Genomic DNA, 24828 nt, shown 5'->3' on the forward strand with positions numbered 1-24828 from the left:
TTACGCGGCCTGGCACCTGGCGCGGCCGTGGGGTATGAGTACCGCACGGCATCGCATGCCCTCCGCCGCCCAATCCCCGCAACGGCGCGCCCTGGATACACATCCTGGGGAGGCGCCGCGGCATTCGGATGTCGTGCCGAGCACGAGCGACATGGCCGAGTCGGCTCCTGCAACACCCTGCGACCTGAGTGTCGTCATACCCGCTTTCAACGAAGGGCAGCGCATCCGCGACACGCTCAAGCGCACGGTCGCGCATCTGGGGCGGCGTTTCAGCTACGAGTTGATCGTGGTCGACGACGGCTCCCGCGACGACACGGCCGGCGTGGTCGAGTCCTTCGAGGACGCGTGCCTGCTCAAGCAGCCCTGCAATCGTGGCAAGGGAGCAGCCGTGCGTCGCGGTGTGCTTGCGGCTCGCGGCAAGCGCGTGCTGTTCATGGATGCCGACCTGTCCACTCCCATCGAAGAGGTGGACAAGCTCATCGACTTCGCGGCCGATGCCGACGTCGTGATCGGATCGCGCCGGCTACCGAGCAGCAACATCCTGGGTGAGCAGCCGCTGCATCGGCGCTTGTTGGGTAGTTGCTTCAGTGCGCTCGTGCGCGCGCTGCTGTTGGGTGACTTCAGCGACACCCAGTGCGGCTTCAAGCTGTTTGGCCGAGACGCCGCCGAGGCCATCTTCTCTCAGCAGCGTCTGGACGGCTTTGCCTTTGACGTGGAGGTGCTGATGCTGGCGGAGCAGCTCGGCTATGTCATCAAGGAGGTCCCGGTGGCCTGGCAGCACAGCGATGACTCCAAGATCTCTCCCGTGCTGGACTCGGCGTCGATGTTCAGGGATCTGGTGCGTCTAAAGACGCGGCAGCTGCTAGCTGCCAGGACTACGTAGCGCGCTTGACCGCTACGAAGCCAAGACCAACCGAATGCGTGCTGGCCACGCGCCTGTCGAGCGCGATCAGCCAGTCGGTCGCCGCCACCCAACGGGGAATCGCACGTGAAGGCCGCAAGCGCGCTCTCGTGTGGCCTGCGGCGGCGCGATTGCCTGGGTTCGCCTTGAGCATGCGTTGCAGCACGCCCGGCCAATAGCACTCCAGGCCGGCTGCCAGCGCGCCCGTGAGCCTGCTCGTTTGTGTGACCTCGAAGGCCGCCGCGTGCAGCCAGGCCTCGAGATCGCGCTCGCGTACCAGCCAGCTGTGGCCGTAGCCGTACGCGCCGAACGGTCGCTGCAGCTGCCAGCGCTGCAGCAGGAAGTTCACTGGATCGTAGCTTGCGGGAAAGCAACGGTTGGGACAGGTCAGCAGCAGCGTGCCGCCTGGACGCAACACGCGCGCCACCTCCGAGAGCAGAGCCTGCGGATCGTCCACATGCTCGATGACATCGACACACGTCACCAGATCGAAGAAGCTCGCCTGATAACCGAGCGCCTGCGCGTCCTCGACCGCGTAGTGCACGTTCGGCAGATCGCTGTTCAGCCTGCGTGCGAACTCGACGTCCGCCGCATTGATGTCGCAAGCGAACAGCTCGCCACACTGCTGCTTGATCAGCGGATCGAAGTCCCCTTCGCCCGTACCGAGATTGAGCGCGCGCTCTATCGTGCCGCGGGCGCGCACGCGGCCGAGAGCACGCTCGATGAACAGCCAGCGCGTGCGGTAGGTTGGAAACAGCAGCTTGTAGCTCATGGGGGGCCGGCAGGCGGCGTTGGTGCAGGCGCCGGTGCAGGCGATGGTTGCGGCTGTTGGTAGGACGGATGAGGCCCGGGCCGCAGCCCCAGTGCGGAAAGTGCCCGGGGCGTCTCGGCGGATCGATGTCCCTTCTTGAACAGAAACAGCTGTTTTCGCTGCGCGAGCAAGCCATACGGGTGCTTGAAGATCGCGTCCTGCAGCTGGAAGTGGCTGTGGGGCAGCCCCAGGTGGTGCTGGTGCACCAGCAGATAGTCCGCGTGGCCATGGGTTGTGCGCAGCGCATAGGCGTTGGATCGCGCCGAGATGTGGGGCGTCTCTTGCTCCGTCGCGGCCACGGGCGCGTCGTCAGGGATCATGGCCGACAGCTCCTTGAGTCCCTGATAGAGCTCCCTTTCGTCCTGGCTCATTTCGAAGCTGATCTTGCCGAAACCGGCCATGAAGGTGTTGCGCTGCAGCAGCGCGCCGTAGACGTAGCTGTGGCACAGCACACCGAGGCACAACGCGCCGAGCGCCGCCCTGCGCGCTTGTGGCGCAAGCAAACCGAGCGCAACGGCCGAGCCTGCAAAAAGCCACGGGACCCAATAGCTCGAGTACTGGAAGCCGAGTGAAATGGTGGGAGGATAGCCCGTCGTCATCAACGTGAAAAAGAAAGGCGAAAGAAACAACACGAGCAGCATCACGCGACGCAGCGGAACAAAGGCGAGAGGCGCAGCCATGTGCAAGAAATAGATAAGCTTGCTTTCTTTGAGGACGGTGGTGAAGAAGTAATTCGGATTGGTGACGATCGTGCGTACGATGCTGCCGTAACCCATCTCGCCGGGAGCCACCAGATCCTTGTAGATGTTGGAGAACCACCACGGTCCCGCCAGCGGCATCACCACGAACTTCGCCGCCACGAACCAGACCAGCGAAACCAGCGTCAAGACGGCGCCGAAGCCCGCCCAGTGATCGACCAGCACCAGGAATACACCGAGGACGGCCAGCGTGACCGAAATATCCTCTCGCAAGAGAAGCAGCACCAGCGTGGTGCCGATCGCGAGCCACAGCTTCTTGTGCGCCAGCGCGACAAAGAGCAGGAAGTAGAACGGCAGCGACATCGGCATCCAGTGAAAGTCGTAGAAGTTGGCGCCGTGCAGGGGTGCGAACAACAGGTAGGTAAGCGCCAGGAGCGCGGCCGAAGCGCGCGGGACCCGCGTCGCGGCAAACAGGTACAGGGGTACCGACGCGAAGCCGATGAAGCAGGACTGACCGATCAGAAGCGTCTCCGCGCCGGGCTGCAACGCGTACAGTGGCACGAACAAGAGCATCGCGAACTCGGCGTGATTCGACAGGTAGCTGCCCTGCGGGACGGCCACGGACGAGTAGAAGGGTCGCCCGGACATGGCGTTGAACATGAGGTTGTCGAAGATGCCGAGATCGAACGCAGCGGTGCCCAGGCGATGGTGGTGAAGCAACGTGTAGTAGGACGCGTAGACGGAGTAGACGGCCGCGCCCACAAGCACAAGCAGCAGCGGGGCCGCCCTACGAAGCTGCTGGGGAACGCGGTCGAGCCGGTCCTGCAGGGCTTCGCCCCAGATGGCCGCGGCGGCCCGGGCCGAGCGGCGCAGCAGTTGCTCGAAAACCAAGACCGTGGCCGACAGAAGCGTCAGGTACACGAGCGGCCGGTGATAGAAGACGCGATAGGAAAGAAGCGCCGGCACCACGAACGCCACACACAGCGGCGCCAGCAGGTCCGCGACACGCTCGATGGCTCGCCGGGCTTTGGCGCGCTGCCACAGCGCATAGCTGCCCGCCACCAACACCGGCGCCAAGCCCCCGGCCAGGACCCCGATCAGCGCTCGCAATCGACTGCCCGGCGCCAACAGGTTGGATTGGATCAACCGATCGAACTCCGGCCCTTCAAGCGTGACCAGGACCGCGGTCAGGACCACGGAAGCACCTGCGGCAGCGAGCGTCAGACACGCCCGCGCGAAAGCTGGCCAGGCAAACGAGTCCACCCGGGTGTCGACGGCGGCTGCCACAGCCTCGGGTGGGGCGGGCGAGCGGACGGACCGCGGTAACGTAATGCGCTTGGGGACCTCGAATCCCGACTCGACGGGAGCCGCGTTACCGGCAGCAGCCGCGCCGGGCACGAGAGCAGACAACGGCGTGGAGTGGGGCAAGGTCTCTCTAGCTCCCGCCGAGCTCGGGCTCGCTGCCGCGATCGCATCCTCAGGGACTTCCGGGCCGAGGTCCTTTTGCGCGGGCGGCCGCGAACCCGCGTGCAGCTCGTCCGCTGCGTCCGGCGGCTCGCCCGATTCGGCAACCTGCGACTCCCGTCCGACGTCTGCCAGCGCGGGCGGCGCAGGAGCCACGGGCGGCTCGGCGGTTTCGCGCTGGGGCTCGCTGAATGGGGCAACCTGCGGCTCCTCGCCGCCGGGCGGCGGCGCGCTCCAGACCCCCATCGGCGTGGCGAGCTCGGCGTGATCGGCAGTGGCGTCCGGCTCTGGCGGCGCCGTCGCCGATTCGTCCCCACCGTCCTCGCTCGAGTCCGGTTCCCGATCCCCCGGTTCCGTTGGCTGGTCCGGCGTGCTCACGCTGTGGCCCATGTAGCTGGGGCGCCCTGCCCTAGCAAGTTCCCATCCCGAAACTCCGGACCGAGCATGGCGCAGCGCTGCAGGGTTGGATGGCGTAGCACCAGCGCTAGCCAGCCGAGTGTTGGCCGACTCGAGCTTGCTTCGAGAGCAATTCCACGACGTAAGGGAAGCCCACCTGGAGCATGTCGACGTCCGGCGCGATCTGACCCACCAACCAAAACAACATCACGAGGGAGCGCTCGATATAGAACCAACCCTCGGGGTATACAAAGGCACGCGCCAGCTCACGCAGCTGCTCGAACTCCAGCCTCGGGTTGGCAAGGTTGCGCAGACGCTCCTGGTCGGCGCGCATGACCGCCCCCGGAGTCCGGTGCTTGACTTGAAGCAGGCGGCGGAAATAGAGCATGACGGTTTCCTCGAGCAGCTCGCGGTTGCCCTCGGCCGCCACGAAACCCATGCGCTCGAAGCCGTGCAGCACGCGAGCGCCGTCCTGGGCGAAGAAGCCCTGCAGCTGTTCCAGCATGCCGTCGATCAGGTTGTCGCGCGCGATGGTCACGGTACCGAAGTCGAGCAGCACAAGCTCAGGCCGTGACGGGCTCGGGCCAGCGCGAACTAGAAAGTTGCCCGGATGCGGATCCGCATGGAAATAGCGATCCACGAACAGCTGTTTGTAAAAGCTCTGAACCAGGCGTGTCGCCACGGCGTCGGGGTCGATGCCGGCCGCGCGCATCTCGTCGATGTGCGTGATCTTGATGCCGCGCATGAACGTCATCGTCAGCACCTCGCGTGACGTGAGCGCGTCGATGACCTCGGGTGTGAACACATCGGGCACCGCGACGAAGTTGTCCCTGATCCGCCGCATGCACTCGGCCTCGTGCAGATAATCGGTCTCTCTGCGCAGCAGGTCGACCAGCGACCGGTGCACCACCTCGATGTTACCCACCGGCATGAAGCGCTTGTAGATCGCCAGTGCCAGCTTCACGACCTTCATGTCGAGACGAATCGTTTCGCGTATGCGCGGATAGAGGATCTTGACCGCCACGTGCGTGCCGTCTGGCAGCCGGGCCGCGTGCACCTGACCGAGCGAGGCCGCAGCAATGGGCTCGGCCTCGATGCTGGCAAAGCACTCCTCGGGGGGGCGCCTCAAACTGCGGACCAGCACCGTGCGAACCTCGGAGAAAGGCCGCGCCGGGACCTTGTCCTGAAGGGTTTCCAGCCTGCGGAGGTAAGCTGCCGGCATGAACCCACCCAAGATGGACAGCACCTGGCCCAGCTTGATGTAGACCCCGCGCAACCGCAGGATGCCGCCCAACAAGCGCACGGCATTGCGCTCGTCGGTGCGTTTCCGCCGCTCCGTCAGCCACTGCGGCCGCCCCAGCTCCCGAACACCGTCTTTTCCCTGCTGCACACGGCCGAAGAGCCGGACGAGCGCGAACTGAAGCATGTAGCTACAGAAGATGACCGCCAGTAGGATCCACGCGCGGAGCAGACGCGCCGTCAATCGCATCGCCCGCATTGTCCCAGCGGCGCGCCCGGAAGCCAACCCAGCCGGCACACTGCACGGATGGACCATGATGCGAGGACTCTACAGGCGTCCTGTCCTGGCCACGCTGATGAGCGCACCAATGTGCATTGGCTGCCAGCCGCTGCGCTCGGCTTGCGCATTCGAGGACACACCGCACGGCTGCGCCTCATGCTTCGTTACCAGCGCCTGCTCGACACGGGGTTCGGGTGCCGACGCTCCGGAGCGGATCTGGTCGCCGCGCGGGTCGGGTTTCGGTGGTGAAGGGCTCCAGGCCTCAACCTGGATTGGAGCTCGCAGCGGAGATGGGCGCGGCCGTGCCAACGCCCTGCAACAGGGCCTGTCTAGCGGCCTCGATCGTGATACGACCCGCCGCGTGGATGGCGCTCGCGATCCGCTCTACGTCCGCGCCCGTGGCGCCGGCGGCGCTGGCAACGCTGCGCGCGTGCAGCATCATGTGGCCACGCTGAATGCCCTCGGTCGCAAGGGCCTTGAGTGCGGCGAGGTTGCTGGCCATGCCCGCGGCAGCGGCAACCATGGCCAGCTCGGTGGCGCTCCGCGCTCGCACCAGCCGCAGCGCGAGCTGCGCCGCCTGGTGCACCCGGTTGGGGCCACCCACGGTGCCGAGCGCCAGCGGCAGCTCCAGCGTGCCCTCCAGCTCGCCGGTTTCGGCCACCTCCCAGGTGCACAAGGGCAGGTAGCGGCCGCTGCGTGCAGCGTAGGCGTGCGCGCCTGCCTCGATCGCACGCCAATCGTTGCCCGTGGCGATCACCACGGCATCGATGCCGTTCATGATACCCTTGTTGTGTGTGGCGGCCCTGTAAGGGTCCCGCTCGGCGAAGCGCGACGCTTGCACGATACGTTCACGCACCGCCTGGCCCGAATGTAGCTTGGACTGAAGCGAGCGAGCGGGCACACGCCCCTTGATACGCACTCGGCGCCGGTCGCTGAGGTTCGACAGGATGCGCAGTCCCATGCGGCCGCCGATGAGCTTTGCCACCGAGGCCGCCAGCTGCTCGGCCACGGTGTTGACCAGGTTGGCGCCCATGGCGTCACAGCAATCGACCAGCACGTGAACCACGACCATGCCGTCGCCAAGGTCCCGCACCTCGATGGAGCGCACACCACCACCGTGGCCGACGAGCGTGGGCACCGCCCGGTCGCCCAGCTGCATGAGCTCGGCGCGATGCTCGAGCAACCTGCGCTCGGCCTTTGTGGGGTCATCGACCCCGTCGAGCTGGATCTGCCCGATCATCAGGGGCGGGTCCGCCTCCCCCACGAACCCTCCACCCAAGCGGATCATCTTGGCAGCGTTCGACGCCGCGGCCACCACCGAAGGTTCCTCGATGGCCATGGGCACGAGGTGGTCGCGCCCGTTGAGCCTGACGTTGAGCGCGAGCGCCAGCGGCAGCGTGTAGGTGCCAACCACGTTCTCCACCAGCTTGTCGGCTTGATCGCTCGCTAGGCCCCCGTGCTGGAGCGCCCCCTCAAGCTGGTCTAGCGGCATGTCCAAGAGCTCCGCCGCTAGCCGGCGACGCTGATCCAACGAAAGCCGATAAAAGCCCGGGATTCTCGAATTGTGGCTCATGCTGAGACGTCCTCGCTGCTGCCGGCACCCGCGGCCCCGATCGCCAAGGGATCGGCACCGCGCCCGCACGAAACTAGCGCTGGCACCATACCCGCAAATCTCGCTCCTGACACCACCGCCCCGGAACTTCCGTTTCCGCCTAGCCTCATCGCCTCCATTGCGTCAAGGCAACAGCTGCCGCGACGCCATCACGGCAAAGAAAAAGAGCGTCGCAACGAGCAACCCCGTTCCCAGCGCACCCGTGCGCAAGGCACCGAAGGCGGAAGGCCGGCGATTGAGCAACAGCAGGGCAGCTGCCAGCACGGGCATGAACCAAGCGCCTACGATCGCGTACGCCCTCTGAGCCTGTTCAAAGCTCCCCGCAAGCCCAAACAAGGGGACGGTCGCCAGCGCAACAAGGTAGGCGCGGTACGCGGGTCTGGCCGCGCTTGGCTGGGTCTGGCTGTCGCCTCGCGCAAGGCGGAAAACGTCCGAGAACAGGTAGGGCACCGATTGCCAGACACCGAGAAGACTGCTGCTGATCGCGCACCAGGCTCCTGCCAGGAAGAGCCAGCGTCCCGGCGCTCCCAGCGATTGCCCGAGGCGGTCGGCCAGCGCGACCAGCAGGGTTGCACCCTTGCCCTCTGTGCTCAGCGTGCTTCCGATCACGACCATGGCCAGGCCGAAGATGGCCGTTGCCGTATAGCCGACGGCGAGGTCGATCCTGGAGACGTGAAGGTGCTCGGGCTGATCCCGCTGCGCCTCACGAATCCAGTAGCCGTAGCAAAGCACCGTGACGGTGCCGCCCACGCCGCCCACGAGCGCAAGCGTCCAGCCGAGGCCCGCGCCCTGTGCGTCGGGGATGCTCGGCAACAACAGGCCCTGCGCAACGGTCGCGGTTCCGGGCCACAGCGAGCCTGCCGTCACCACCACGATCACAAACATCACGCCGATCAGCGCGCTCATGATGCGCTCGAAGAGGACAAACCCGCCCGCAAGAACCAAGGCTAGTGCCGCGGCGCTGTGCGCCGCTCCGAAAACGAGCTTCGCGCGAACGGCATCGTCGAAGATCGGAAGGATCGCGGCCGCGGTCACTGCGCACGCGGCGAGCAATGCCCTGCCGACAAAGAAGCTCCAAGCGATCAGGTACGGTAGGAACAGCCAGGCCACGGTCTTGCCCCAGCGGTCCACGCATCGCTCGAGAAGCGTCCTTCCACTGGCAAGCTGAATGCGCGCCAGGCCTTCGTTCAGGCCGTACTTCAGGACGGCTCCCACCACCACCGCCCACAGAACGCCAACACCGAGGTGGCTTCCTACCAGGCCGGCCGTCGCGAGATCGCCGGCTCCCACGCCCGTAGCAGCAACCAGCAGGCCCGGGCCCAACGTCCAGAGCAATCCTCCGGTCGTCGGGGTCGCGCTACTGCGTTGCTTTCCCATGCTGGAGCCGAGCTAACCCCAATTGCGGATGTCCACCGGGACCACCCGCTACAGCCGAATCGCTCGATCCTACAGGGACTTGAGATAGGTGATGAGGTCGTCCAGCTCGGAAGGAGTCAAGTGCGATGTGTCGCCGTGCGACGCGCCACCGCAGGCGCCGAAGCGTTCTTCGAGCGTTGCAGCGCAGCCGTTGTGCATGTACGGCGCACGGAAGCGCAGGCCCAGCAGTCCGGGGACCTGCAAGGGTTGGCCTGTGCCGACGTCCACGCTCTCACTGTTGGTCAATTTGGGACCCGCATGGCACGAGGAGCAAGCGGCCTGTTGGGACTCGAAGACCTTTTTGCCTAGCGCCACCGCCGCAGCGTCGGCCGGACTGGACCGCAGTGCCGGCTGCGCGTCGATCCATTGGGCTAGGGCCTCGATCTGCTCGGCGGACGGCGTGAAGCCGCCCATGCGGCCAACGAACACCTCGTGCACGAGCATGCCGAAGTCCTTCATGTCGCCTTGCCAATGAAAGGGCTCGGTTCCCAGGATGCCGCCGCGCAGGTGCTGTGTGCGCCGCCGGCCGAAACCCTCGAAGTCCCAGACCCGGCCATCGTCTCCAGCTTCGGCGTGGCACTGAGCACACGCGATACTGCCACCGCTGTTGCGATGGAACAAGGCGTGGCCGCTGTCGCTTCGGCGCTCGAGGCTGAGCGGAATCGTGGCAAACGGAGTCTGCGAGGCCGCTGCATTCAGATCGAAGAGCGCCAGCTCGGCCGGTTCCCTGGACTGGACCACCAGCGTCGCCTCGTCCAGGAACATCACACTGGTGGCTTCGCCCCGCATGCGCAGCTGTCGGCTGGCTGCCGCGCACTCGAGCTGACCCCGCGCGGGATTGGTCGGAAGGGATCCGCCCGGCGCGCTGTAGACCAGGACCTGCGTCGACAGGCCGCTCGGCAGCGGCAGCGACGGCTCGAAGTCCGCTGCAGCCACCAGCGGCGGCCCGGAAGCTGCGCTCGCTGCGTTGCCCGGACTTGCCACGGCCATTCTACTGCGGCCGGGCGATACAGCGAGATCCACCGCCAGCACGGCCGAGGTCAGCACGGGAGCCGCCGGAGCCGCCGGTCCGCCGCCTGTCGAGGCACTCAACGAAGTCACGCTGGCGTGCACGATGCTCGAGCCGCAGCCGCCGCTGGCATAGCCCCCCGGCGTCTTGGTTCCGATCAGCGAAGCGTCCGAGCGCTGGTGGAGCATGGCGACGCCCGAGCGCGGTATTCGCACAAGGCGCCAGGCCACGTTGGCTTCGAAGGACACTTCCACGGGCATCACTCTGCACATGCCTTGCCCCGCCTGAACCGCACGTTGCTCCATGGACTTCGCCGGGGCTGGCGTCATGCGCTGGCTGATCTGTCCTTGTGCGTCGAGCACGAGCAGCTCCGCAGCGCGAAACCGGGATACATAGAGTCGATCGTCCGCCGCCACCACGTCGCGCAGGTCGGGGGCCAGGGTCAGCGAGCGGCTGGGCGGCCCACCACCCGCGGGCAAGGTTAGGAGAACCCCTTCGGCACAGGCGACGTGCAACGAGTCGGTCGTCTGGTCGTAGGCGATGCCGCGGGGATGGTCGCAAGCCGGGCGGCGCTCCACGAGCGCCGGCTGCTTCGGATCGACACTAACGACAGCGCCTCCGCCGCGCAGAGCGACGTGTACGCGGCCCGCCCTGTCTTCGACCAGACGACCCGGCTCGTCGCCCGCCTCGAGCTTGATCTCGGCGATCCGCTCGAAGCTGCCGAGGTCGGCGATGTACACCGCGTCCCGATCGGGATCGGACACCACGGCTCGACCGCCGTTGCTGGTCAGAATCAAGGTGCCGCCGCTAATGGGCGGCGGCGGGGTCTTGGCCCGCACGACCGGAACCGCCGGAGCCGCCTGCAAGCCCGCGAGGCCCCCGAAGCCCCCGAGGGGCAGGCCCAGCCCCCCAAACCCCGGAAAACCGCCCGGGCGGCCGCCGACAGCACCACACGGCACGATCGCGCCCGTCGTGCCCCCGATGCCCGCCACACCTGCGGTGCGACCGCCGATCACGCCCGCGGGACCCAGGACGCCGCCGCGGCCCCCTCCGGATCGCGGGCTCGGTGCTCTGACCACGCCAGCCCGGCCTCCGGCTCCGTCCGTGCCCGCGGTTCCTGCGTACGGCCCCCCACCGTGCATGTGCATGGCTGTCTTGTGGTCGCCGCAAGCACTCAGCGTGCCGCACAGCGCCAGTACAACGGCGCTCGGCGCCAACCGACCAAGACCCCCGGGCACACGTGCTCGCGCAAGCCCCGCGGTGCGGGAAAAACAGGCTGGTTTCGTCATTGGTTCCTCCTTGCGCTGCCGTGGCTTCATGCACCGCGTCCCTTTCCCGGTCACAAAGCAAGGCTTGCTCGGGCCGCGATCCGAATGTCGCGGGATCGGGGTCTGTAGCGCTGACCCGAGCTCATCCTGCGGCAGGAGTGCAAGAGCGATGCCCTGCCCCAGACGTGGCCCGATGGTGTCGAGGACACCCAACTGACGGACACCCAACCGTTCGAGATCGAGCCGGGCGCCGCGTTCCATGTCCGCGGACGCGAACCACGTGTACGCTCTCGGGTGGAGCCGCAGCCGGCCTGGAGCCAGATCGGACGCGAAAAGCCCCCTTATCGCCGCCAAGAAAAGCAGTGGCAGGCTAGCGAGCACACGATGGTGGCTGACCATATGGTTCGCAGATCAAGCTCCTGCGTCTCGGCGCCGGTAGCAGGTTTCCCGGGACGTTTTGCGACAACCTTTTACATTCCCGTGACAACTGCGCGGACGCTCGGTGCTCCCATGCACGCCGACGCCGGTGGCTGGGGGCCGGCAACGAGCACACGGCCCATGGAAACAGCCGTCGTCATCCTGTACCTCGCGGTGCTGTCGATTCTCGGAGCCTACGGCTTTCACCGCGGCCAGCTGCTGTTTCTGTACTGGAAACATCGACGGCGCGCCCCGGTGGCTGCCGCGCGCTTTGAACAGCTGCCCTCCGTCACCGTTCAGCTGCCCATGTTCAACGAGATGTACGTGGCGGAACGCCTGCTCGAAGCCGTCGCGAACATCGATTACCCGCTGGACAAGCTCGAAATACAAGTGCTGGACGACTCGACCGATGAAACCCAACACATCGTGGCCCGCAAGGTGGCGAACCTGCGAGCCCGGGGCCTGTGCGTGGTGCACCTGCACCGTCGCGATCGGGTCGGCTTCAAGGCTGGAGCGCTCGAAGCAGGACTGAAGGTGGCCCGGGGCGACTATCTGCTCGTGCTCGACGCCGACTTCCTGCCGACACCCGGCATCATCAACGAATTGATCCACCACTTCAGCGATCCAAGGGTAGCCATGGTGCAGGCCCGCTGGGGCCACATCAATCGCAACTACTCGGTATTGACGCGCGTGCAGTCCATGATGCTGGACGGTCACTTCGTGATCGAGCACACGGCACGCAACCGCTCCGGGCGCTTCTTCAACTTCAACGGCACCGCGGGCATGTGGCGGCGTTCGGCCATCATCGATGCGGGGGGTTGGCAGCACGACACGCTTACCGAAGACATGGACTTGAGCTTTCGCGCGCAGCTGCGCGGCTGGCAGTTCGTGTACGTGCACGAGGCTCTGGCGCCGGCCGAGGTACCCTGTGAGATGAACAGCTTCAAGGGCCAGCAGTATCGCTGGGCCAAGGGCTCGGCCCAGACCACCAAGAAGCTCATCATGCAGGTGCTTACAGCCGACATCCCTTGGAAGGTGAAGCTCGAGTGCATGTTTCACCTCACCAACAACTTCGCCTATCTGTTCCTCGTGATCCTGGCATGCTTGCAGCTACCCAACATGCTGCTGCGCAGACAGATGGATCGGCCCGAATTGCTGCTTCTCGACGTGCCCCTGTTCCTGGCCACGTGCGTGTCCATCGTGATCTTCTACCTCACCACCCATCGAGCGCTCTACGGCAACCTCGCAGAGGCCGTGCGCAGGCTGCCGCTGATGATGGCCATAAGCATCGGCCTGTCTATCAACAACGCGAGAGCCGTGCTCGAAGGCCTTTTCGGGGGTCCATCCGAGTTCGTGCGCACGCCCAAGCACGGTGTCGTCGAGCGCAGCGACGCCTGGTACTCCAAGCGCTACCGGGCAACCGCGAAGCGACTCGGAAGCCTGATCGAGCTCGGGTTCGGGCTCTACTTCGTGTTTACGATCGCGCTCGCGGTAGCAACCGGATCCTGGGTCAGCATTCCCTTTCTGGTGCTGTTCATGATCGGCTTCCTGTACGTGGGTACGCTGAGCCTGTATCAGTCGAGATGACCGGGACCTCGCCCGGTGCTAGGAAGCAGGCCATGGCGGGGGCTCGCGCTAGCACGCCATGAGCGGCCACAGCAAATGGTCCACGATCCGGCACAAGAAGGGCGCCGCCGACGCCAAGCGCGGCAAGGTGTTTACCAAGATCATCAAGGAGATCACCGTCGCAGCCCGCTTGGGTGGAGGTGACGCGGATGGCAACCCCCGCCTTCGGCGAGCCATGGACCTCGCCAAGTCGCACAACATGCCGAACGACAACGTTGTACGGGCAGTCAAGAAGGGTACCGGCGAGCTGGATGGGGTCAACTACGAAGAGCTCACCTACGAAGGCGTGGGCCCCGGAGGCACGTTGTTCGCCATCGACGTGGTGACGGACAATCGGAACCGCACCGCCCCGGAAATCCGGAAGATCTTCGAGCGCCACAACGGTCAGCTTGGCAGTGCGGGCTCGGCACTGTGGGCGTTCGACGACAAAGGGGTCGTGCGCCTCCCGCTTGAGGCTGCGGGCGAGGAGCGGATCTTCGAGGTAGCCGTGAACGCGGGCGCCGATGACGTGGAGGCGCTGGACGACGAGTGGGTGGTCACCACGCCGCGCGACGGCCTCGACGAGGTGCGGGAGGCGCTGGAAAGGGCTGCGATCAAGGTCACCAGCACCGAGCTCGACCGCAGCGCGCGAAACAAGAAACACGTGGACGCACAGGACGCCGAAACGCTGATGAAGCTGATCGACACCCTCGAGGACCACGACGACGTGCAGCGAGTGAGCTCGGACTTTGAACTGTCCCAGGCTGCCCTTGAGCGACTAGCCACGGACGGCTAGCCCATAGGATGGCGCGCTCGCTGCTCGTCTTGGGCGTAGACCCTGGATCGGTGTGTACCGGCTGGGGCGTGGTGGAGCGCTCGGGCTCGCGCCTGGCCGGACTGGAAGCGGGCGCCATCAGGACCTGTGCGAACAGCGAATTCCACGAGCGGCTGCGCGATATCTACGACGGAGTCAGCGCGGTTATCGCGCGGCACCGCCCGCAAGCGGTCGCCGTGGAGGACATCTTTTTCGCGCGCTCGCCCCAAGCCGCGCTCAAGCTTGGGCACGCGCGCGGAGTCGCGCTGTTGGCCGCCGCCAAGGCCGAGCTCAGCGTGCATGCGTACCCGCCCGCGCTGGTCAAGCGGGCTGTCGCAGGCAAGGGGCGTGCTCCCAAGGAGCAAGTCGCGCGCATGGTTGCCGCGATCCTGGGCTGGCGCAACCTACCCTCGCTGGACGCCACCGATGCCCTTGCCGTCGCGATCACGCACTTGAACGTGGCGCCGCTCGAGGCTGCCCGGCGCGCAACTTGAACAGATGAACTACCAGAACACGGCGTACAGTATCAGCGTGAGGACCACCACCACGCCCCCAAAGGTCTTGGCGCCCTTGGTGGAGGTCATGTCCATGTCTTCGTTGACCGGCAGCACGACCGGTTCTTTCAGCGGTCTTGCTGCGGTGAGCACGGCCAGCACGACCAGGACCACGCCGAAGCAAATGGCCATGCGGTCGAGAAACGCGACTTGGGGCAAGACTACCTTCAACGCGCCGTACAGGATTGGGTTGAGCACGAGACCGACCATGCCCACGACGCGAGGTGCCTTGGGCACCAGCAACCCGAACAGGAATATCGCCAAGATGCCGGGCGAAATAAAGCCCTGAAACTCCTGGATGAAGGTGAAGATGCCCCCGAAGCGCGGGCTGCCGAGGTGCGGAGCGATCAACATGGCGATCAAGACAAAGACGACCACCCCCGCCCGGCCCACGCTCACGAGCTCGAATTGGGAATGCGCCTTCTTGACCCGAGCGTAAACGTCCATCGCAAAAATAGTAGACGCCGAGTTGAGCATGGAAGCCAGTGAGCTCACCACCGCGCCGAAGATCGCGGCCAGCACGAAACCCAGCAGACCGTAGCCCGGCACGAGCAGGTTGCGCAGCAGCGTGGGGAACGCGGCATCGTAGTCGTAGCCGATGAGTGTTCCCAGCGTGGGCAAACCGCGATCCGCCCCGCTTCGTGCGCACAGGGCGTTGGCGGCGACGAGCTGCGCCGGCTGCATGGGTCCGGGCTCGGGCTGACCGAGCAGCGCCCGGTTGTGCGCGAGCACCTTGAGACCGAGCTCGGGGTTGTCCCTGGCGAAGTCTTCCGAGAATTCGATCAGCCCTCGCTCGCCGCGCTCGAAGGCTTCCACGATCGGCGCGTTCTTGCGCTTGGCCTCGTGCTGCAGGTCGGTGCCGAACAGATTGAAGGCGAGCACGCCCGGAATCACGACGACAAAGGGAATGAGCAGCTTGAGAAACGCCGCGAAGACGATCCCCTTCTGGCCTTCGGCAAGCGACTTGGAGCCCAAGGTGCGCTGCGTGACGTACTGGTTGAGCCCCCAATAGAAGAAGTTCGGTATCCACAGGCCCACCACGAGCGCGGACCAGGGGATCTCGGGGTCGTCGCTCGGCCGCACCATGTGCAGCTTGCCTTCGGGCAGCGCGCCGCCGTTCAGCTCGACGAAACGCGCCACCGGACCGCCCGCGGTGAGCCGCTCCAGGCTCACATCCGGGTTGACGGCATGCGCCGCTAGAAACTGCGGATCGGCCGCAGCCAGGGCGTTCATGGCCAACACGAGGACGACGCCTCCACCGAGAATCAGCGCGGCACCCTGGATCAAGTCGGCCCAGGCGCAGGCCTTCAGGCCGCCCGCAAAAACGTAGACCGCCGCCAGCGTGCCGATGATCCAGCAGGCCACCGTGATGTTGCCGAGGTCCAGGCCGAGCAGGCTCTGGCCCTGAAAGAACACGCAGATCACCTTGGCGCCCGCGAAGATCACCGATGCCGTGGGCACGCCGACCAGAATAACGAGCGTGCTGATGGCCATGATCGTGCGCGCAAACGGGTTATAGCGGTATTCGAGGAACTCGGGGATGGTGTAGATCCCGCTGCGCAGGAAGGTCGGCAAGAACACGAAAGCCACGACGACCAGTGTGATGGCGGCCATCCACTCGTAGCTGGCGATGGCCATGCCCAGCCAGTCCGCGGCCTTGCCGCTCATGCCGACAAACTGCTCGGTCGAGATGTTGGCGGCGATCAGCGAAAACCCGACCAGCCACCAGCGCAGCCCCCTGCCAGCGAGGAAATAGTCCTGGGCGCCGTGCTCGCTGTGGGTCTCCTCGCCCCGGCTCTTCCAAAGACCGATCGAGATCACCGAGATCACGAACAAGACGAAGACGAGTATGTCGGAGCCAGCCATTGCCGCAGCCTTTCCATCATCGCGCCGTGTCCCAGAACGCCTGCGTTGAAGCGGGCCGGCGTCCGCGCCCCGGCGGATTGAAGCGGAGCGACTCTACACACAGCCGGCTCGACCCACCACGGTTTCCTGAACGCTCGGATGCAGAATTCGGAAATGGACCCGCAAGCGGCCGGCCAGCCCGCCACCGCGCTGCCGTCAGTAGTCGGTATCGCCGGGCACGCGGGCCGTGCGCCAAGGGAAACCCAAGCCTGTGTGGCCAAGCGCGCTGCTGGCGAGGGTGGCTACCGCCGGCCCCCGGCCATGCTACCCTCGGCGCCGTGATCGCCAGGCGCCCAGCGATCGGAACCGGCCAGTGATTGGCAGGCTGCGCGGTGTAGTAGTGGGGCGGGAATCTGACGGTACCTGTGTCGTCGACGTCGGCGGGGTGGGCTACGAGGTGCTCTTGCCGGTCCGCTCGGCTCGAGGGCTGCCCGCGGCGCCCGAGCAAGTGTCGCTTTTCGTGCACACCCACGTGCGCGAAGACGCGCTCACCCTGTTCGCCTTCGCCAGCGTCGAGGATCGCGCCGTGTTTCGCGCGTTGCTCGGGGTTGCAAGCGTGGGTCCGAGGATCGCCTTGGCCATCCTGGGTCACCTGAGCGCCAGCGACCTCGTCACCGCGGTAGCGCGCGGCGACAAGAGCCGCTTCAAGGGCATCAGCGGCGTGGGCAAGAAGACCGTGGAGCGCTTGGTACTCGAGCTCAAGGATAAGCTGCCGGCGGTCGCGAGCGCCACGCGTCCCAGCGCAGCCCCGGCACGCGAAGCCCCGGGCCTGCCCGAACAGCGTGCGATCGTAGCCAACGCGCTCGTTCACCTGGGTTACCGCAAGAGCGAAGCCGAGACGGCAGCCGGCAAGATCCCCGATGGCGACCTCGACAAGCCGGTCGAGGAACTGCTGCGAAAGACGTTGCTGCTGCTCGGCTAGCAGGTCCGGAAACACGCCAGTGCACCAACGACTCGACCCCAGAGCCAACCAGCCGCTCGACGCAGACGCAAGCGACGACGATCGCGACTACGACGTGACGCTGCGACCGACCTGCTTTGACGAGTTCGTCGGGCAGGACAAGGTCAAGAGCAACCTGCACGTCTACACCGAGGCCGCAAATCGGCGCAGGGACCCGCTGGATCACACGCTGCTGTGCGGGCCCCCGGGCCTGGGCAAGACCACCATGGCACTGATCCTGGCGCGAGAGCTCAATGCAAACGTGGTACGTGCGGACGGTCCGGCCATCGAGCACAAGGGGCAGCTTGCTGCCCTGCTCACCAAGCTCGAACGACGCGACGTGCTGTTCGTCGATGAGATCCATCGCCTGACGCCGACTGTCGAGGAGAGCCTGTACGGTGCCATCGAGGACTTCAAGATCCAGATCGTCCAGGGTGAGGGCCCGTATGCAACCTCGCTCCAGCTGCCGCTGCAACCCTTCACGCTGGTGGGAGCCACCACGCGCACCGGCTTGCTGACGAGCCCCTTGCTGTCACGTTTCGGTATCGTGTCACGACTCGAGTACTACCCCGTCGACGCGCTGGCGCGGATCCTGGTGCGCAGCGCCAGGCTGCTGTCGCTGCCGCTCAGCAACGACGCCGCGCTGGAAATCGCTCGGCGCGCCCGGGGCACTCCACGGATCGCAAACCGCCTGTTGCGGCGCGCGCGCGATTTCGCCGAGGTGCTCGCCGATGGCCGCGTGGACCACGACCTTGCGAGCGATGCCCTGGAGCGCGAGGAAGTGGACGCGGCAGGTCTGGACGCCATGGACCGGCGCTATCTCCGGGTGATCGTGGAGCACTATGCCGGCGGCCCGGTCGGCATCGACACCCTCGCAGCCGCACTGGGCGAGCCGCGCGACACCCTCGAGGATGTGTACGAGCCCTACCTCATCCAGCAAGGCCTTGTGGGCCGAACGTCCCGAGGCCGCATCGCCACGGGCCGCGCCTACGAGCACCTCGGCATGGCGAAACCGGCCAAACGCCAGGCAGATCTGTTCTGATGACCGAGGGCTCGTCGAGCCCTGAGGAAGGCCTTGGGGCCCTTACGATCCAGCCGATCCGCCGGCATGCATCCGGCAGGAGCCGATCACGGCAGGGGCGTATTGCCGATCTGGCACTCGACGAGGTCGTCAACGCACTGGCAATGGCAGAAGCTGCCCACGTCGGATATGGGTATCGGATCGGCTTCGTCGCATTCGAGCCCCTCGTCTTCGGGGTCGTAGCAGTCGGTCAGCTGTGCAGCATCTCCGGTATCGCCCCTCAGCGGGATCGGGTAACCCTCGCCCCCGCAGGCGCTGATCAGCAAGCTTATAAGCGCGCACCAGAGTGTGAGCCGTCTCATGGTTGGACCCTCTCCCCCCAAGTGTCGAATTCTAGGTACACACATCGCGGCGTCAAACCAGGCACGAAAAACTCCCGCAAGCCGCCGTGACACGCGGTGGCCCCGGCTGCCGGTTCGGGCCAACGGCGGCCTCGTCTTGCCGAGGGAACACCCGGGGGCTATGCCCGCCTCGTCATGCGAGACCTCATCAAGCTGAGCTGCGATGCGTGCGGGCGCGATAACTACGTAACCGACAAGAACAAGCGGAAGATGACCGGCAAGTTCTCGATCAAGAAGTTCTGCCGCGCCTGCCGCTCTCACACGCTGCACAAAGAGGGTCGCATCTCCAAGGGCTAGGCCAGCCTGAGGCCAGCCTATAGCTAGATCCCCAGTTGGCGCTTGAGACGCGCGATCTTGTCCTTGCGCGACTCGCCTTCGGGAGCGTAGCGCTCGGCCTTGAGGTAGGCTGACAGCGCGTCCTCGAGCCGGTCGCGACGGCTCAGGTCGCCGCCAACGAATCGGTAGTAGTCGTAGCGTACGTCGCTGTTGGTGACGCTGAGCCACAGCAAGCCCACTGCCGCGACCGTGGCCAGCGCCTCGCGTTGAAGCCTCGCGCGTCCCGCGGCGCTGCGAGCCGACACGACCGCCCGAACGAGGAGGAGCACCGCGACCACGAGCGCCGCTTGCGGGGCGCCCGGCAGATCGAGAGCCCGTCCAGCGAACACCGTGAGCGCCGCCGCGCCGCAAGCGAGCACCAGCGTCACGAGCGGGCCCTCCCGGCGCGCGGTTTGCTCCTGCTCCCAGCGCGTGAGGCCGGCTTGTAGGAGGCGCGCCGGCCAAGTCGCCGCCATGCCGAGGCGATGCAGCCACGAGGCCGGCAGCAGCGCGACCGACGCGGCCCACAGCATGTAGTAGCTGAACCAACCGATGCTGAGATCGATCAGCTCGATCATCGCATGAAGGCCGAGCGCCAGCAGCCAAGTAGCGAGACACCACAGCCGCAGCCAGGCTCGCTCCAGTTGGTCGCTGTAGGCCACAACCACGTAGCCCAGCGCGAGCAGCACCTCGGCCAGCACGACCGAGCTCGCCATCAGCTCCCAGAAGCTCTCCGACGACATGCCGAGCTCACGCGCATGGACCGAGAGCGGCTCGAGCAGGCGGCCGGCATCACCGATCGAGCGAAACGTATGCCCCTTGCGCCACGTGTCGTCGACCTTGGCGAGTGCCGTATAGCCGTAGACGATGCCGACGAACGTAAGCAGCATGCGGTAGCTCCACGCGCTCGTCGTGGCTAGCCGCCAGCCACGCCCCCCCACGACGATCCCGAGTGTCGCACTGCAGCGCTGTGCAGCCGCACGCAGCGACCACGTGGCCGTGGCCGTGGGCTGGCTGCAGCGCTGGGCCGGCCGCCGGCTGCGGATCCCGGACAGGGCATACAGGCCCGAGGCATCTGCCGGCGGGAAGAACACCAGGCAGAAAAGGACGACCGACAGCAGGTAGTGGTGCTGGTAGCTATCGAGCATGCTCATGCACCAGGAGTACGTGTACAGCAGCCACAGCGCCGCCATACCGGTTCGCGACTCGCCGACGAGCGCCATGACGAGCGCAAGCAGCCCCACGACAAGCACGACGCCGATGTACAAGCCTGGCACCGGCAGCGGCTGCGCAGCATCGAGCCAGAGGAAGTGCGCCACATTGAAACCGCCCGCTCCATAGCGACCCGCGTGGCCGAGCATGAGCAGCCAGGCGTCCAGGGCGAGCAGCACCAATACGCCCTTGCGCAGAAGGTAGGGGCGCAGCGCGATCACGTCACCGTACCAGTGTCGCTCCCAAACGCTCACCGGCCGCTCCCCATGACCCGGATCCACCCCTCTGTGCAGTCGATCGCCAGCCTGTCTGCGGGTACTTCGCTGCCGTCGGGTTCACGGCACGATCGTGTGAACACCGCGCTCGTGGTTCCCGGCTGCTCGCAGCGCCAGCGCAAGAACTTGTCGACCACATTGCGCCGGAAACGCTTGAGCGAGCTGACCCAGGCGGAGTGTAGCGCCTTGTAGAGCGCGAGCTCGCGCGAGACCCGCTCGCCGCTCTCGGAGCGGGTCTCGAGCACCAAGACACTGCAGCTGCGCATGCGCAACGTGGAGAACATGCGCCAGCAGAAGCGCTCGTCGGAGCCGCGATCCGCTAGGTAGCAGCTCAACGGCAGCGCTAGCTGGACCAGTACGAACCCAGCGATGAGCACGTCTGTCAAGCGACGTGCTCTCCCCTGAGGCGGGTCGGCGAGCCTCGCGGGCTCTTCGGCTGCCTTCGGCATGGGCCTTGCGCGGCAACCTTACCATCCACGGGCTTCGGAAGCGGTGGGACCCGTCGAAATCGTGCTGCAGAGGCACTAGACTAGTGTCCCGGATTCCAAATCTCGCACATAATTCACCGGCCCTTGACGCCGCTCGAGCCAGCGACCGTCCTTTCATGTACGAAATCAGGGATCCAGGACACTAGAGCCTATCGCAAGCGTATCGTCATCCCACTGCCCAGGAGCATCAAACGTGGTCGCCTACTCCAAAGGAATGCCCCTCGATACCCCCGCCCCACCGTTCTCGCTACCCGCGACCGACGGTCAAAGCTACTCGCTCGACTCCTTCAACGACGCACGGGTGCTCGTGGTCGTGTTCACCTGCAATCACTGCCCCTACGCCCAGGCAGTCGAGAGCCGGCTAGTGCGGCTCCAAGAGGACTTTGGACCACGAGGAGCGCAGCTAGTGGCGATCAACCCGAACGACGATGTCAACTACCCCGAGGATTCGTTTGACAAGATGGTGCAACGCGCGCGAGATCGGGAGTTTCCTTTTCCCTACCTGCGGGACGAGAGTCAGGAGGTGGCGCGCGCCTACAACGCCGCCTGCACCCCCGATTTCTTTGTATTCGACCAGGCGCGCAGGCTCCGCTACAACGGCCGCTTGGATGACAACTGGCAGCACGCCGACCAAGTCAAGCGTCATGACCTGCGGGAGGTGATCGACTGCCTGTTGGCCGACGCCACCCTGAGCTTCGCGCCGGTAGCTTCTATGGGGTGTAGCATCAAGTGGAAAGCGCGGGCGTGAGGGTAGCTCCGCTCGGTTATCCCAGCGAGGAAGTACGGCGCGAGCTGGCGCGATTGCGGCACCCGCTTCGGATTGCCGTGGACCGCTTCAAGAATCCCTTCAACGTGGGGGCCATCATCCGCACAGCGCATTCGTTCCTGGCCCAGGAGATCCTGCTCTTGGGTGAAGCTCCCTACTACAAACGGGCATCCATGGGAATGGAAAAATACGAGCACATCGTTCATGTGGCCTCGCCAGCCCGGTTCGTTCAGCTGGCAAGCGAAAAGGACTGGCGCATCATCGCGTTCGAGCGGGATCACGCACGAGTTGGGCTGTGGCAGGCCGAATTGCCGGCGCGGGACGCGGTCCTGGTCTTCGGCAACGAAGACACGGGCGTGGACCCGAGCATCCTGGATGCGGCCGAACAGGTGGTGGCCATCCCCATGTTCGGCGTCAACCACTCGTACCCCGTCTCGGTGGCGGCCGGTATCGCGATGGCCGAGTGGACCCGACGCTACTACCCGCGCGGCCGCGGCATCCTTGGGTGGCAGTAGTGCTAGTACAACGTTGACTTGACCGGCAGCGCGGTTATGGTCCTGGCAGCTCCTTGGTGGGCGTAGCTCAGTAGGTAGAGCGCTGGTTTGTGGTACCAGTCGTCGCGGGTTCGAATCCCGTCGCTCACCCCAGTCCGACATTCCGCGCGCGGGAGCGTTCGTGGCCGCGCGCGGAAGGCACGGTAACCCAACCCGAATCGGAGCTTCCGGCTCAGAAACGCTCGATGCCCTGGGCACCGAACTTGACACGGACTCCGTGAAGCACCAGCTCGGCTTGCTCGACGTGCGCCATGCCCGCGGGAAGGGCAAACGTGACGCGCTCGGCCTCCCCGTCCACGTCCTTGATGGCGCTCACGGCCAAACGCTGGCTCCAGCGCCCGCCAACCTTGACCCGCGCGTACTGGTCCGGGCTCACGACCGCGCCCGGCTCGCTCAGGTCCCCGCTCACCTCGAAGAAGGTGCGGGTGTTGCGGATCCGGTTCGGGTCGGTGCTGACGTAGCCCTCGAACGAGCGCAGGTCGGACTCGAGCTCGGGCGTGGCGGGCACGTCGGGCGGCGCCGTACGCGTGAGCCTCTTGGTCACTTCGTGAAGCTTGCCGATGCTCCAGTCGGCGATCCAGCGCGGCCGGCAATAGCCCATGAAGTCTTTCCACATGTCCCTGTGCATGAACTCGCCCACGGTCACGCGGTAGCCCTGCTGGCCTATATCGCCGTTCTGATAAGGGAATGTCGGGTCGACGCTCGCCGGGCCCCCGCAGTCGATGTGCGGGCGCTCGTGGTTGTGGCCGAACTCGTGTGCCACCGAATCCATCTTGGTGGTGATCGAGTTCGTGTAGCTCCCGTAGTTGCCTAGATTGAAGGCCAGCCTGGAGCACGGCATCAGCGTGCTCGTGCGGCCGGTCGAGCTGCCGCCCTTGCTGAAGCCGGTCTTGGAGCGATCGATGATCGCCTGGTAGAAGACGCCCAGCTTCGCCATGTCCCTGCGGCAGATCCGGCCGAGCGCCGTCCAGATGGGCGCGTTTTCGGAAACGCCCTGGGGCACGCCGTCCAGCGTGGTCGGACCCCTCACGTCCATGTTGACCTTCTGCACCGGGAAGATGTCGTAGTGGTAGTCCTCGAGCTCCTTGGCCTCGGCGGGCGTGTGCGTGGGCGTGCTGCCGCCCAACGTAGCCGGAAGGATCACCACGGTGAGCTCGGAGCGGGTGTCGTCGGCCTTGACCGGCAGCGTACCGGTCTCGGGATAGCGGGGTGCCGGCACGGGCGGTGCCCCGGGCGCGGCCGTGGCATCGAAGAGCTCGATCGCGAGCTGCATGCCGTCCTTGACGTCCTCGGCTTCGAGTATCCAGTTGAAGGCTCCGTCCTCGGGCACCGAACCGCTGTTGAGCGGCTTGGACGGCTTTTTGACCATCTTGGTGTCCTCGAAGCGCTTCATGGTCCCGCCCATCTGCGTCACCGTCAGGATCCCCAAGACGGAGCCCGGCTGCGCGCCGGCCTGCCAGTAGCCGCGCACCAGCGCCTTCTTGCCACCCACGACCGGCGCCATCTTGTAGGGATCGGCGACCGGCTGGCCAGCTTTGGCGAGCACGATGGCGTTGCCTTGGTTGATCTCCACCCGCACGATGTTGACGCCTTGAGCGCCGACGGTGGGCAACGGCGGCAGCGCAGTACCACCCATCGGCGGCAGGCCGCCCATACCACCCATCGGCGGCAGGCCACCCATACCACCCATCGGCGGCAGGCCACCCATACCACCCATCGGCGGCAGGCCGCCCATACCACCCATCGGCGGCAGGCCGCCCACACCACCCATCGGCGGCAGGGCTCCGCCCATGCCGCCCACCAGCGGGGGAGCAACCGTTCCGGCCGTCGTCTGGCCAGCTGCGCCGCCCGCAGCGCCCGTGCCTGCGCCGCCGGACGTCCCGGCTCTAGGAGCCACGCTCGCGCCCGCCGTTGGGGTGGGGTAGTCGTGTCCCGAGCAAGCAGCGCCTACCAGCGCTACCAGCGCGACGCACAGTGAGCCTCGCGCTGGCGTCGCCTGGGTCCGTGTGGGGTGTTTGACACGCATGGGGGGTCTCCTTACCTCTAGTAATCACGGATGCAGGACACTAGTGCCTCGCCACGCCGCCAGCGGGCGCCAGGGCTGGGGCCAAACGATCAGGATTCCTGTGGCGAGGCACTAGTAGGGCTCGATCATATCAGCACGGATGTCGACGCGGACTCCGTGAAGCACCAGCTCGGCTTGCTCGGCGTGCGCCATGCCCGTGGGAAGGGCAAACGTGACGCGCTCGGCCTCCCCGTCCACGTCCTTGATGGCGCTCACGGCCAAACGCTGGCTCCAGCGCCCGCCAACCTTGACCCGCGCGTACCGGTCCGGGCTCACGACCGCGCCCGGCTCGCTCAGGTCCCCGCTCACCTCGAAGAAGGTGCGGGTGTTGCGGATCCGGTTCGGGTCGGTGCTGACGTAGCCCTCGAACGAGCGCAGGTCGGACTCGAGCTCGGGCGTGGC

At 66.1% G+C, this 24828-nt stretch carries 21 protein-coding genes and 1 tRNA gene; 10 read left to right on the top strand and 12 right to left on the bottom strand.

What is annotated here, in order from left to right; all coding sequences use genetic code 11:
* Positions 1-133 precede the first annotated feature (133 nt).
* Positions 134-883 carry a glycosyltransferase family 2 protein gene (locus MJD61_11595; protein MCG8555912.1) on the top strand — a complete coding sequence of 250 codons (750 nt, stop codon included), beginning with the start codon at positions 134-136 and terminating at the stop codon, positions 881-883.
* On the opposite strand, the gene MJD61_11600 is transcribed toward MJD61_11595, so the two are convergent.
* The 6 genes from MJD61_11600 to MJD61_11625 form a co-directional block, all read right to left on the bottom strand.
* Positions 876-1673 carry a class I SAM-dependent methyltransferase gene (locus tag MJD61_11600; protein MCG8555913.1) on the bottom strand — a complete coding sequence of 266 codons (798 nt, stop codon included), beginning with the start codon at positions 1671-1673 and terminating at the stop codon, positions 876-878. The two genes, MJD61_11595 and MJD61_11600, sit on opposite strands and share 8 nt — an antisense overlap.
* The gene (locus tag MJD61_11605; protein MCG8555914.1) at positions 1670-4252 is read right to left on the bottom strand and encodes a DUF2079 domain-containing protein; all 2583 of its coding nucleotides are present in this window, start codon (positions 4250-4252) and stop codon (positions 1670-1672) included. Before MJD61_11605 ends, MJD61_11600 begins: the two co-directional genes overlap by 4 nt.
* 106 nt (positions 4253-4358) lie before the next feature.
* Complete coding sequence (locus MJD61_11610) at positions 4359-5768, bottom strand: AarF/UbiB family protein (GenBank protein MCG8555915.1); 1410 nt, start codon at positions 5766-5768, stop codon at positions 4359-4361.
* A gap of 283 nt (positions 5769-6051) precedes the next feature.
* Complete coding sequence (locus MJD61_11615) at positions 6052-7362, bottom strand: hydroxymethylglutaryl-CoA reductase, degradative (GenBank protein MCG8555916.1); 1311 nt, start codon at positions 7360-7362, stop codon at positions 6052-6054.
* Between the two features lie 162 nt (positions 7363-7524).
* A complete protein-coding gene (locus MJD61_11620; GenBank protein ID MCG8555917.1) occupies positions 7525-8778 on the bottom strand; it encodes an Nramp family divalent metal transporter in 1254 nt (417 codons plus the stop codon).
* 69 nt (positions 8779-8847) lie between these two features.
* Complete coding sequence (locus tag MJD61_11625) at positions 8848-11115, bottom strand: cytochrome-c peroxidase (GenBank protein MCG8555918.1); 2268 nt, start codon at positions 11113-11115, stop codon at positions 8848-8850.
* 537 nt (positions 11116-11652) lie between these two features.
* Between MJD61_11625 and MJD61_11630 the strand changes: the two genes are divergently transcribed.
* Genes MJD61_11630 through ruvC form a run of 3 tightly spaced genes read left to right on the top strand, consistent with a single transcriptional unit; the run spans position 11653 to position 14424 of the window.
* Positions 11653-13098, top strand: coding sequence for a glycosyltransferase family 2 protein (locus MJD61_11630; GenBank protein ID MCG8555919.1), 1446 nt, complete (start codon positions 11653-11655; stop codon positions 13096-13098).
* A gap of 58 nt (positions 13099-13156) precedes the next feature.
* Entirely contained in the window at positions 13157-13912 is a 756-nt protein-coding gene (locus MJD61_11635; protein ID MCG8555920.1) for a YebC/PmpR family DNA-binding transcriptional regulator, read from the top strand.
* Positions 13913-13920: 8 nt separating this feature from the next.
* Complete coding sequence (gene ruvC, locus MJD61_11640; protein MCG8555921.1) at positions 13921-14424, top strand: crossover junction endodeoxyribonuclease RuvC; 504 nt, start codon at positions 13921-13923, stop codon at positions 14422-14424.
* 9 nt (positions 14425-14433) lie between these two features.
* Here ruvC and MJD61_11645 read toward each other — a convergent pair whose 3' ends face one another.
* The gene (locus MJD61_11645) at positions 14434-16350 is read right to left on the bottom strand and encodes a sodium/solute symporter (GenBank protein MCG8555922.1); all 1917 of its coding nucleotides are present in this window, start codon (positions 16348-16350) and stop codon (positions 14434-14436) included.
* A 352-nt stretch (positions 16351-16702) separates the two neighbouring features.
* On the opposite strand from MJD61_11645, the gene ruvA reads away from it, so the two are divergent.
* Both ruvA and ruvB read left to right on the top strand, forming a co-directional pair.
* Positions 16703-17311, top strand: coding sequence for a Holliday junction branch migration protein RuvA (gene ruvA, locus MJD61_11650; protein MCG8555923.1), 609 nt, complete (start codon positions 16703-16705; stop codon positions 17309-17311).
* Positions 17312-17405: 94 nt separating this feature from the next.
* A complete protein-coding gene (gene ruvB, locus MJD61_11655) occupies positions 17406-18371 on the top strand; it encodes a Holliday junction branch migration DNA helicase RuvB (protein ID MCG8555924.1) in 966 nt (321 codons plus the stop codon).
* 86 nt (positions 18372-18457) lie between these two features.
* Here ruvB and MJD61_11660 read toward each other — a convergent pair whose 3' ends face one another.
* A complete protein-coding gene (locus MJD61_11660) occupies positions 18458-18712 on the bottom strand; it encodes a hypothetical protein (GenBank protein MCG8555925.1) in 255 nt (84 codons plus the stop codon).
* A 174-nt stretch (positions 18713-18886) separates the two neighbouring features.
* On the opposite strand from MJD61_11660, the gene rpmG reads away from it, so the two are divergent.
* Positions 18887-19048: a 50S ribosomal protein L33 gene (gene rpmG, locus MJD61_11665; protein MCG8555926.1), complete on the top strand. Its 162-nt coding sequence runs from the start codon at positions 18887-18889 to the stop codon at positions 19046-19048.
* Positions 19049-19071: 23 nt separating this feature from the next.
* On the opposite strand, the gene MJD61_11670 is transcribed toward rpmG, so the two are convergent.
* Together MJD61_11670 and MJD61_11675 are read right to left on the bottom strand one after the other, a co-directional pair.
* Positions 19072-20532, bottom strand: coding sequence for an HTTM domain-containing protein (locus MJD61_11670; protein MCG8555927.1), 1461 nt, complete (start codon positions 20530-20532; stop codon positions 19072-19074).
* A complete protein-coding gene (locus tag MJD61_11675; GenBank protein ID MCG8555928.1) occupies positions 20529-21002 on the bottom strand; it encodes a hypothetical protein in 474 nt (157 codons plus the stop codon). Before MJD61_11675 ends, MJD61_11670 begins: the two co-directional genes overlap by 4 nt.
* A 232-nt stretch (positions 21003-21234) precedes the next feature.
* Here MJD61_11675 and MJD61_11680 point away from each other — a divergent pair, with 232 nt between their 5' ends.
* The 3 genes from MJD61_11680 to MJD61_11690 all read left to right on the top strand — a co-directional run bounded on the left by MJD61_11680 (position 21235) and on the right by MJD61_11690 (position 22454).
* Positions 21235-21789 carry a thioredoxin family protein gene (locus tag MJD61_11680; GenBank protein MCG8555929.1) on the top strand — a complete coding sequence of 185 codons (555 nt, stop codon included), beginning with the start codon at positions 21235-21237 and terminating at the stop codon, positions 21787-21789.
* Positions 21786-22322 (top strand): TrmH family RNA methyltransferase, encoded by a 537-nt coding sequence (locus MJD61_11685; GenBank protein MCG8555930.1) that lies wholly within the window; start codon positions 21786-21788, stop codon positions 22320-22322. Before MJD61_11680 ends, MJD61_11685 begins: the two co-directional genes overlap by 4 nt.
* 56 nt (positions 22323-22378) lie before the next feature.
* Positions 22379-22454 (top strand) — tRNA-His (locus MJD61_11690).
* 79 nt (positions 22455-22533) lie between these two features.
* On the opposite strand, the gene MJD61_11695 is transcribed toward MJD61_11690, so the two are convergent.
* A complete protein-coding gene (locus tag MJD61_11695) occupies positions 22534-24387 on the bottom strand; it encodes a hypothetical protein (GenBank protein ID MCG8555931.1) in 1854 nt (617 codons plus the stop codon).
* A 111-nt stretch (positions 24388-24498) separates the two neighbouring features.
* On the bottom strand, positions 24499-24828 hold a 330-nt coding region (locus tag MJD61_11700), incomplete at its 5' end, for a hypothetical protein (protein ID MCG8555932.1).

The organism is Pseudomonadota bacterium (assembly GCA_022361155.1).
Taxonomy (GTDB): domain Bacteria; phylum Myxococcota_A; class Polyangia; order Polyangiales; family JAKSBK01; genus JAKSBK01.

Excerpts from the sequence above, each read along its gene's own strand:
- MJD61_11600 (MCG8555913.1), bottom strand. The coding sequence starts at position 1,673 with ATGAGCTACAAGCTGCTGTTTCCAACCTACCGCACGCGCTGGCTGTTC.
- MJD61_11610 (MCG8555915.1), bottom strand. The coding sequence starts at position 5,768 with ATGCGGGCGATGCGATTGACGGCGCGTCTGCTCCGCGCGTGGATCCTA.
- MJD61_11615 (MCG8555916.1), bottom strand. The coding sequence starts at position 7,362 with ATGAGCCACAATTCGAGAATCCCGGGCTTTTATCGGCTTTCGTTGGAT.
- MJD61_11620 (MCG8555917.1), bottom strand. The coding sequence starts at position 8,778 with ATGGGAAAGCAACGCAGTAGCGCGACCCCGACGACCGGAGGATTGCTC.
- MJD61_11625 (MCG8555918.1), bottom strand. The coding sequence starts at position 11,115 with ATGACGAAACCAGCCTGTTTTTCCCGCACCGCGGGGCTTGCGCGAGCA.
- MJD61_11630 (MCG8555919.1), top strand. The coding sequence starts at position 11,653 with ATGGAAACAGCCGTCGTCATCCTGTACCTCGCGGTGCTGTCGATTCTC.
- MJD61_11635 (MCG8555920.1), top strand. The coding sequence starts at position 13,157 with ATGAGCGGCCACAGCAAATGGTCCACGATCCGGCACAAGAAGGGCGCC.
- ruvC (MCG8555921.1), top strand. The coding sequence starts at position 13,921 with ATGGCGCGCTCGCTGCTCGTCTTGGGCGTAGACCCTGGATCGGTGTGT.
- MJD61_11645 (MCG8555922.1), bottom strand. The coding sequence starts at position 16,350 with ATGGCTGGCTCCGACATACTCGTCTTCGTCTTGTTCGTGATCTCGGTG.
- MJD61_11660 (MCG8555925.1), bottom strand. The coding sequence starts at position 18,712 with ATGAGACGGCTCACACTCTGGTGCGCGCTTATAAGCTTGCTGATCAGC.
- rpmG (MCG8555926.1), top strand. The coding sequence starts at position 18,887 with ATGCGAGACCTCATCAAGCTGAGCTGCGATGCGTGCGGGCGCGATAAC.
- MJD61_11675 (MCG8555928.1), bottom strand. The coding sequence starts at position 21,002 with ATGCCGAAGGCAGCCGAAGAGCCCGCGAGGCTCGCCGACCCGCCTCAG.
- MJD61_11695 (MCG8555931.1), bottom strand. The coding sequence starts at position 24,387 with ATGCGTGTCAAACACCCCACACGGACCCAGGCGACGCCAGCGCGAGGC.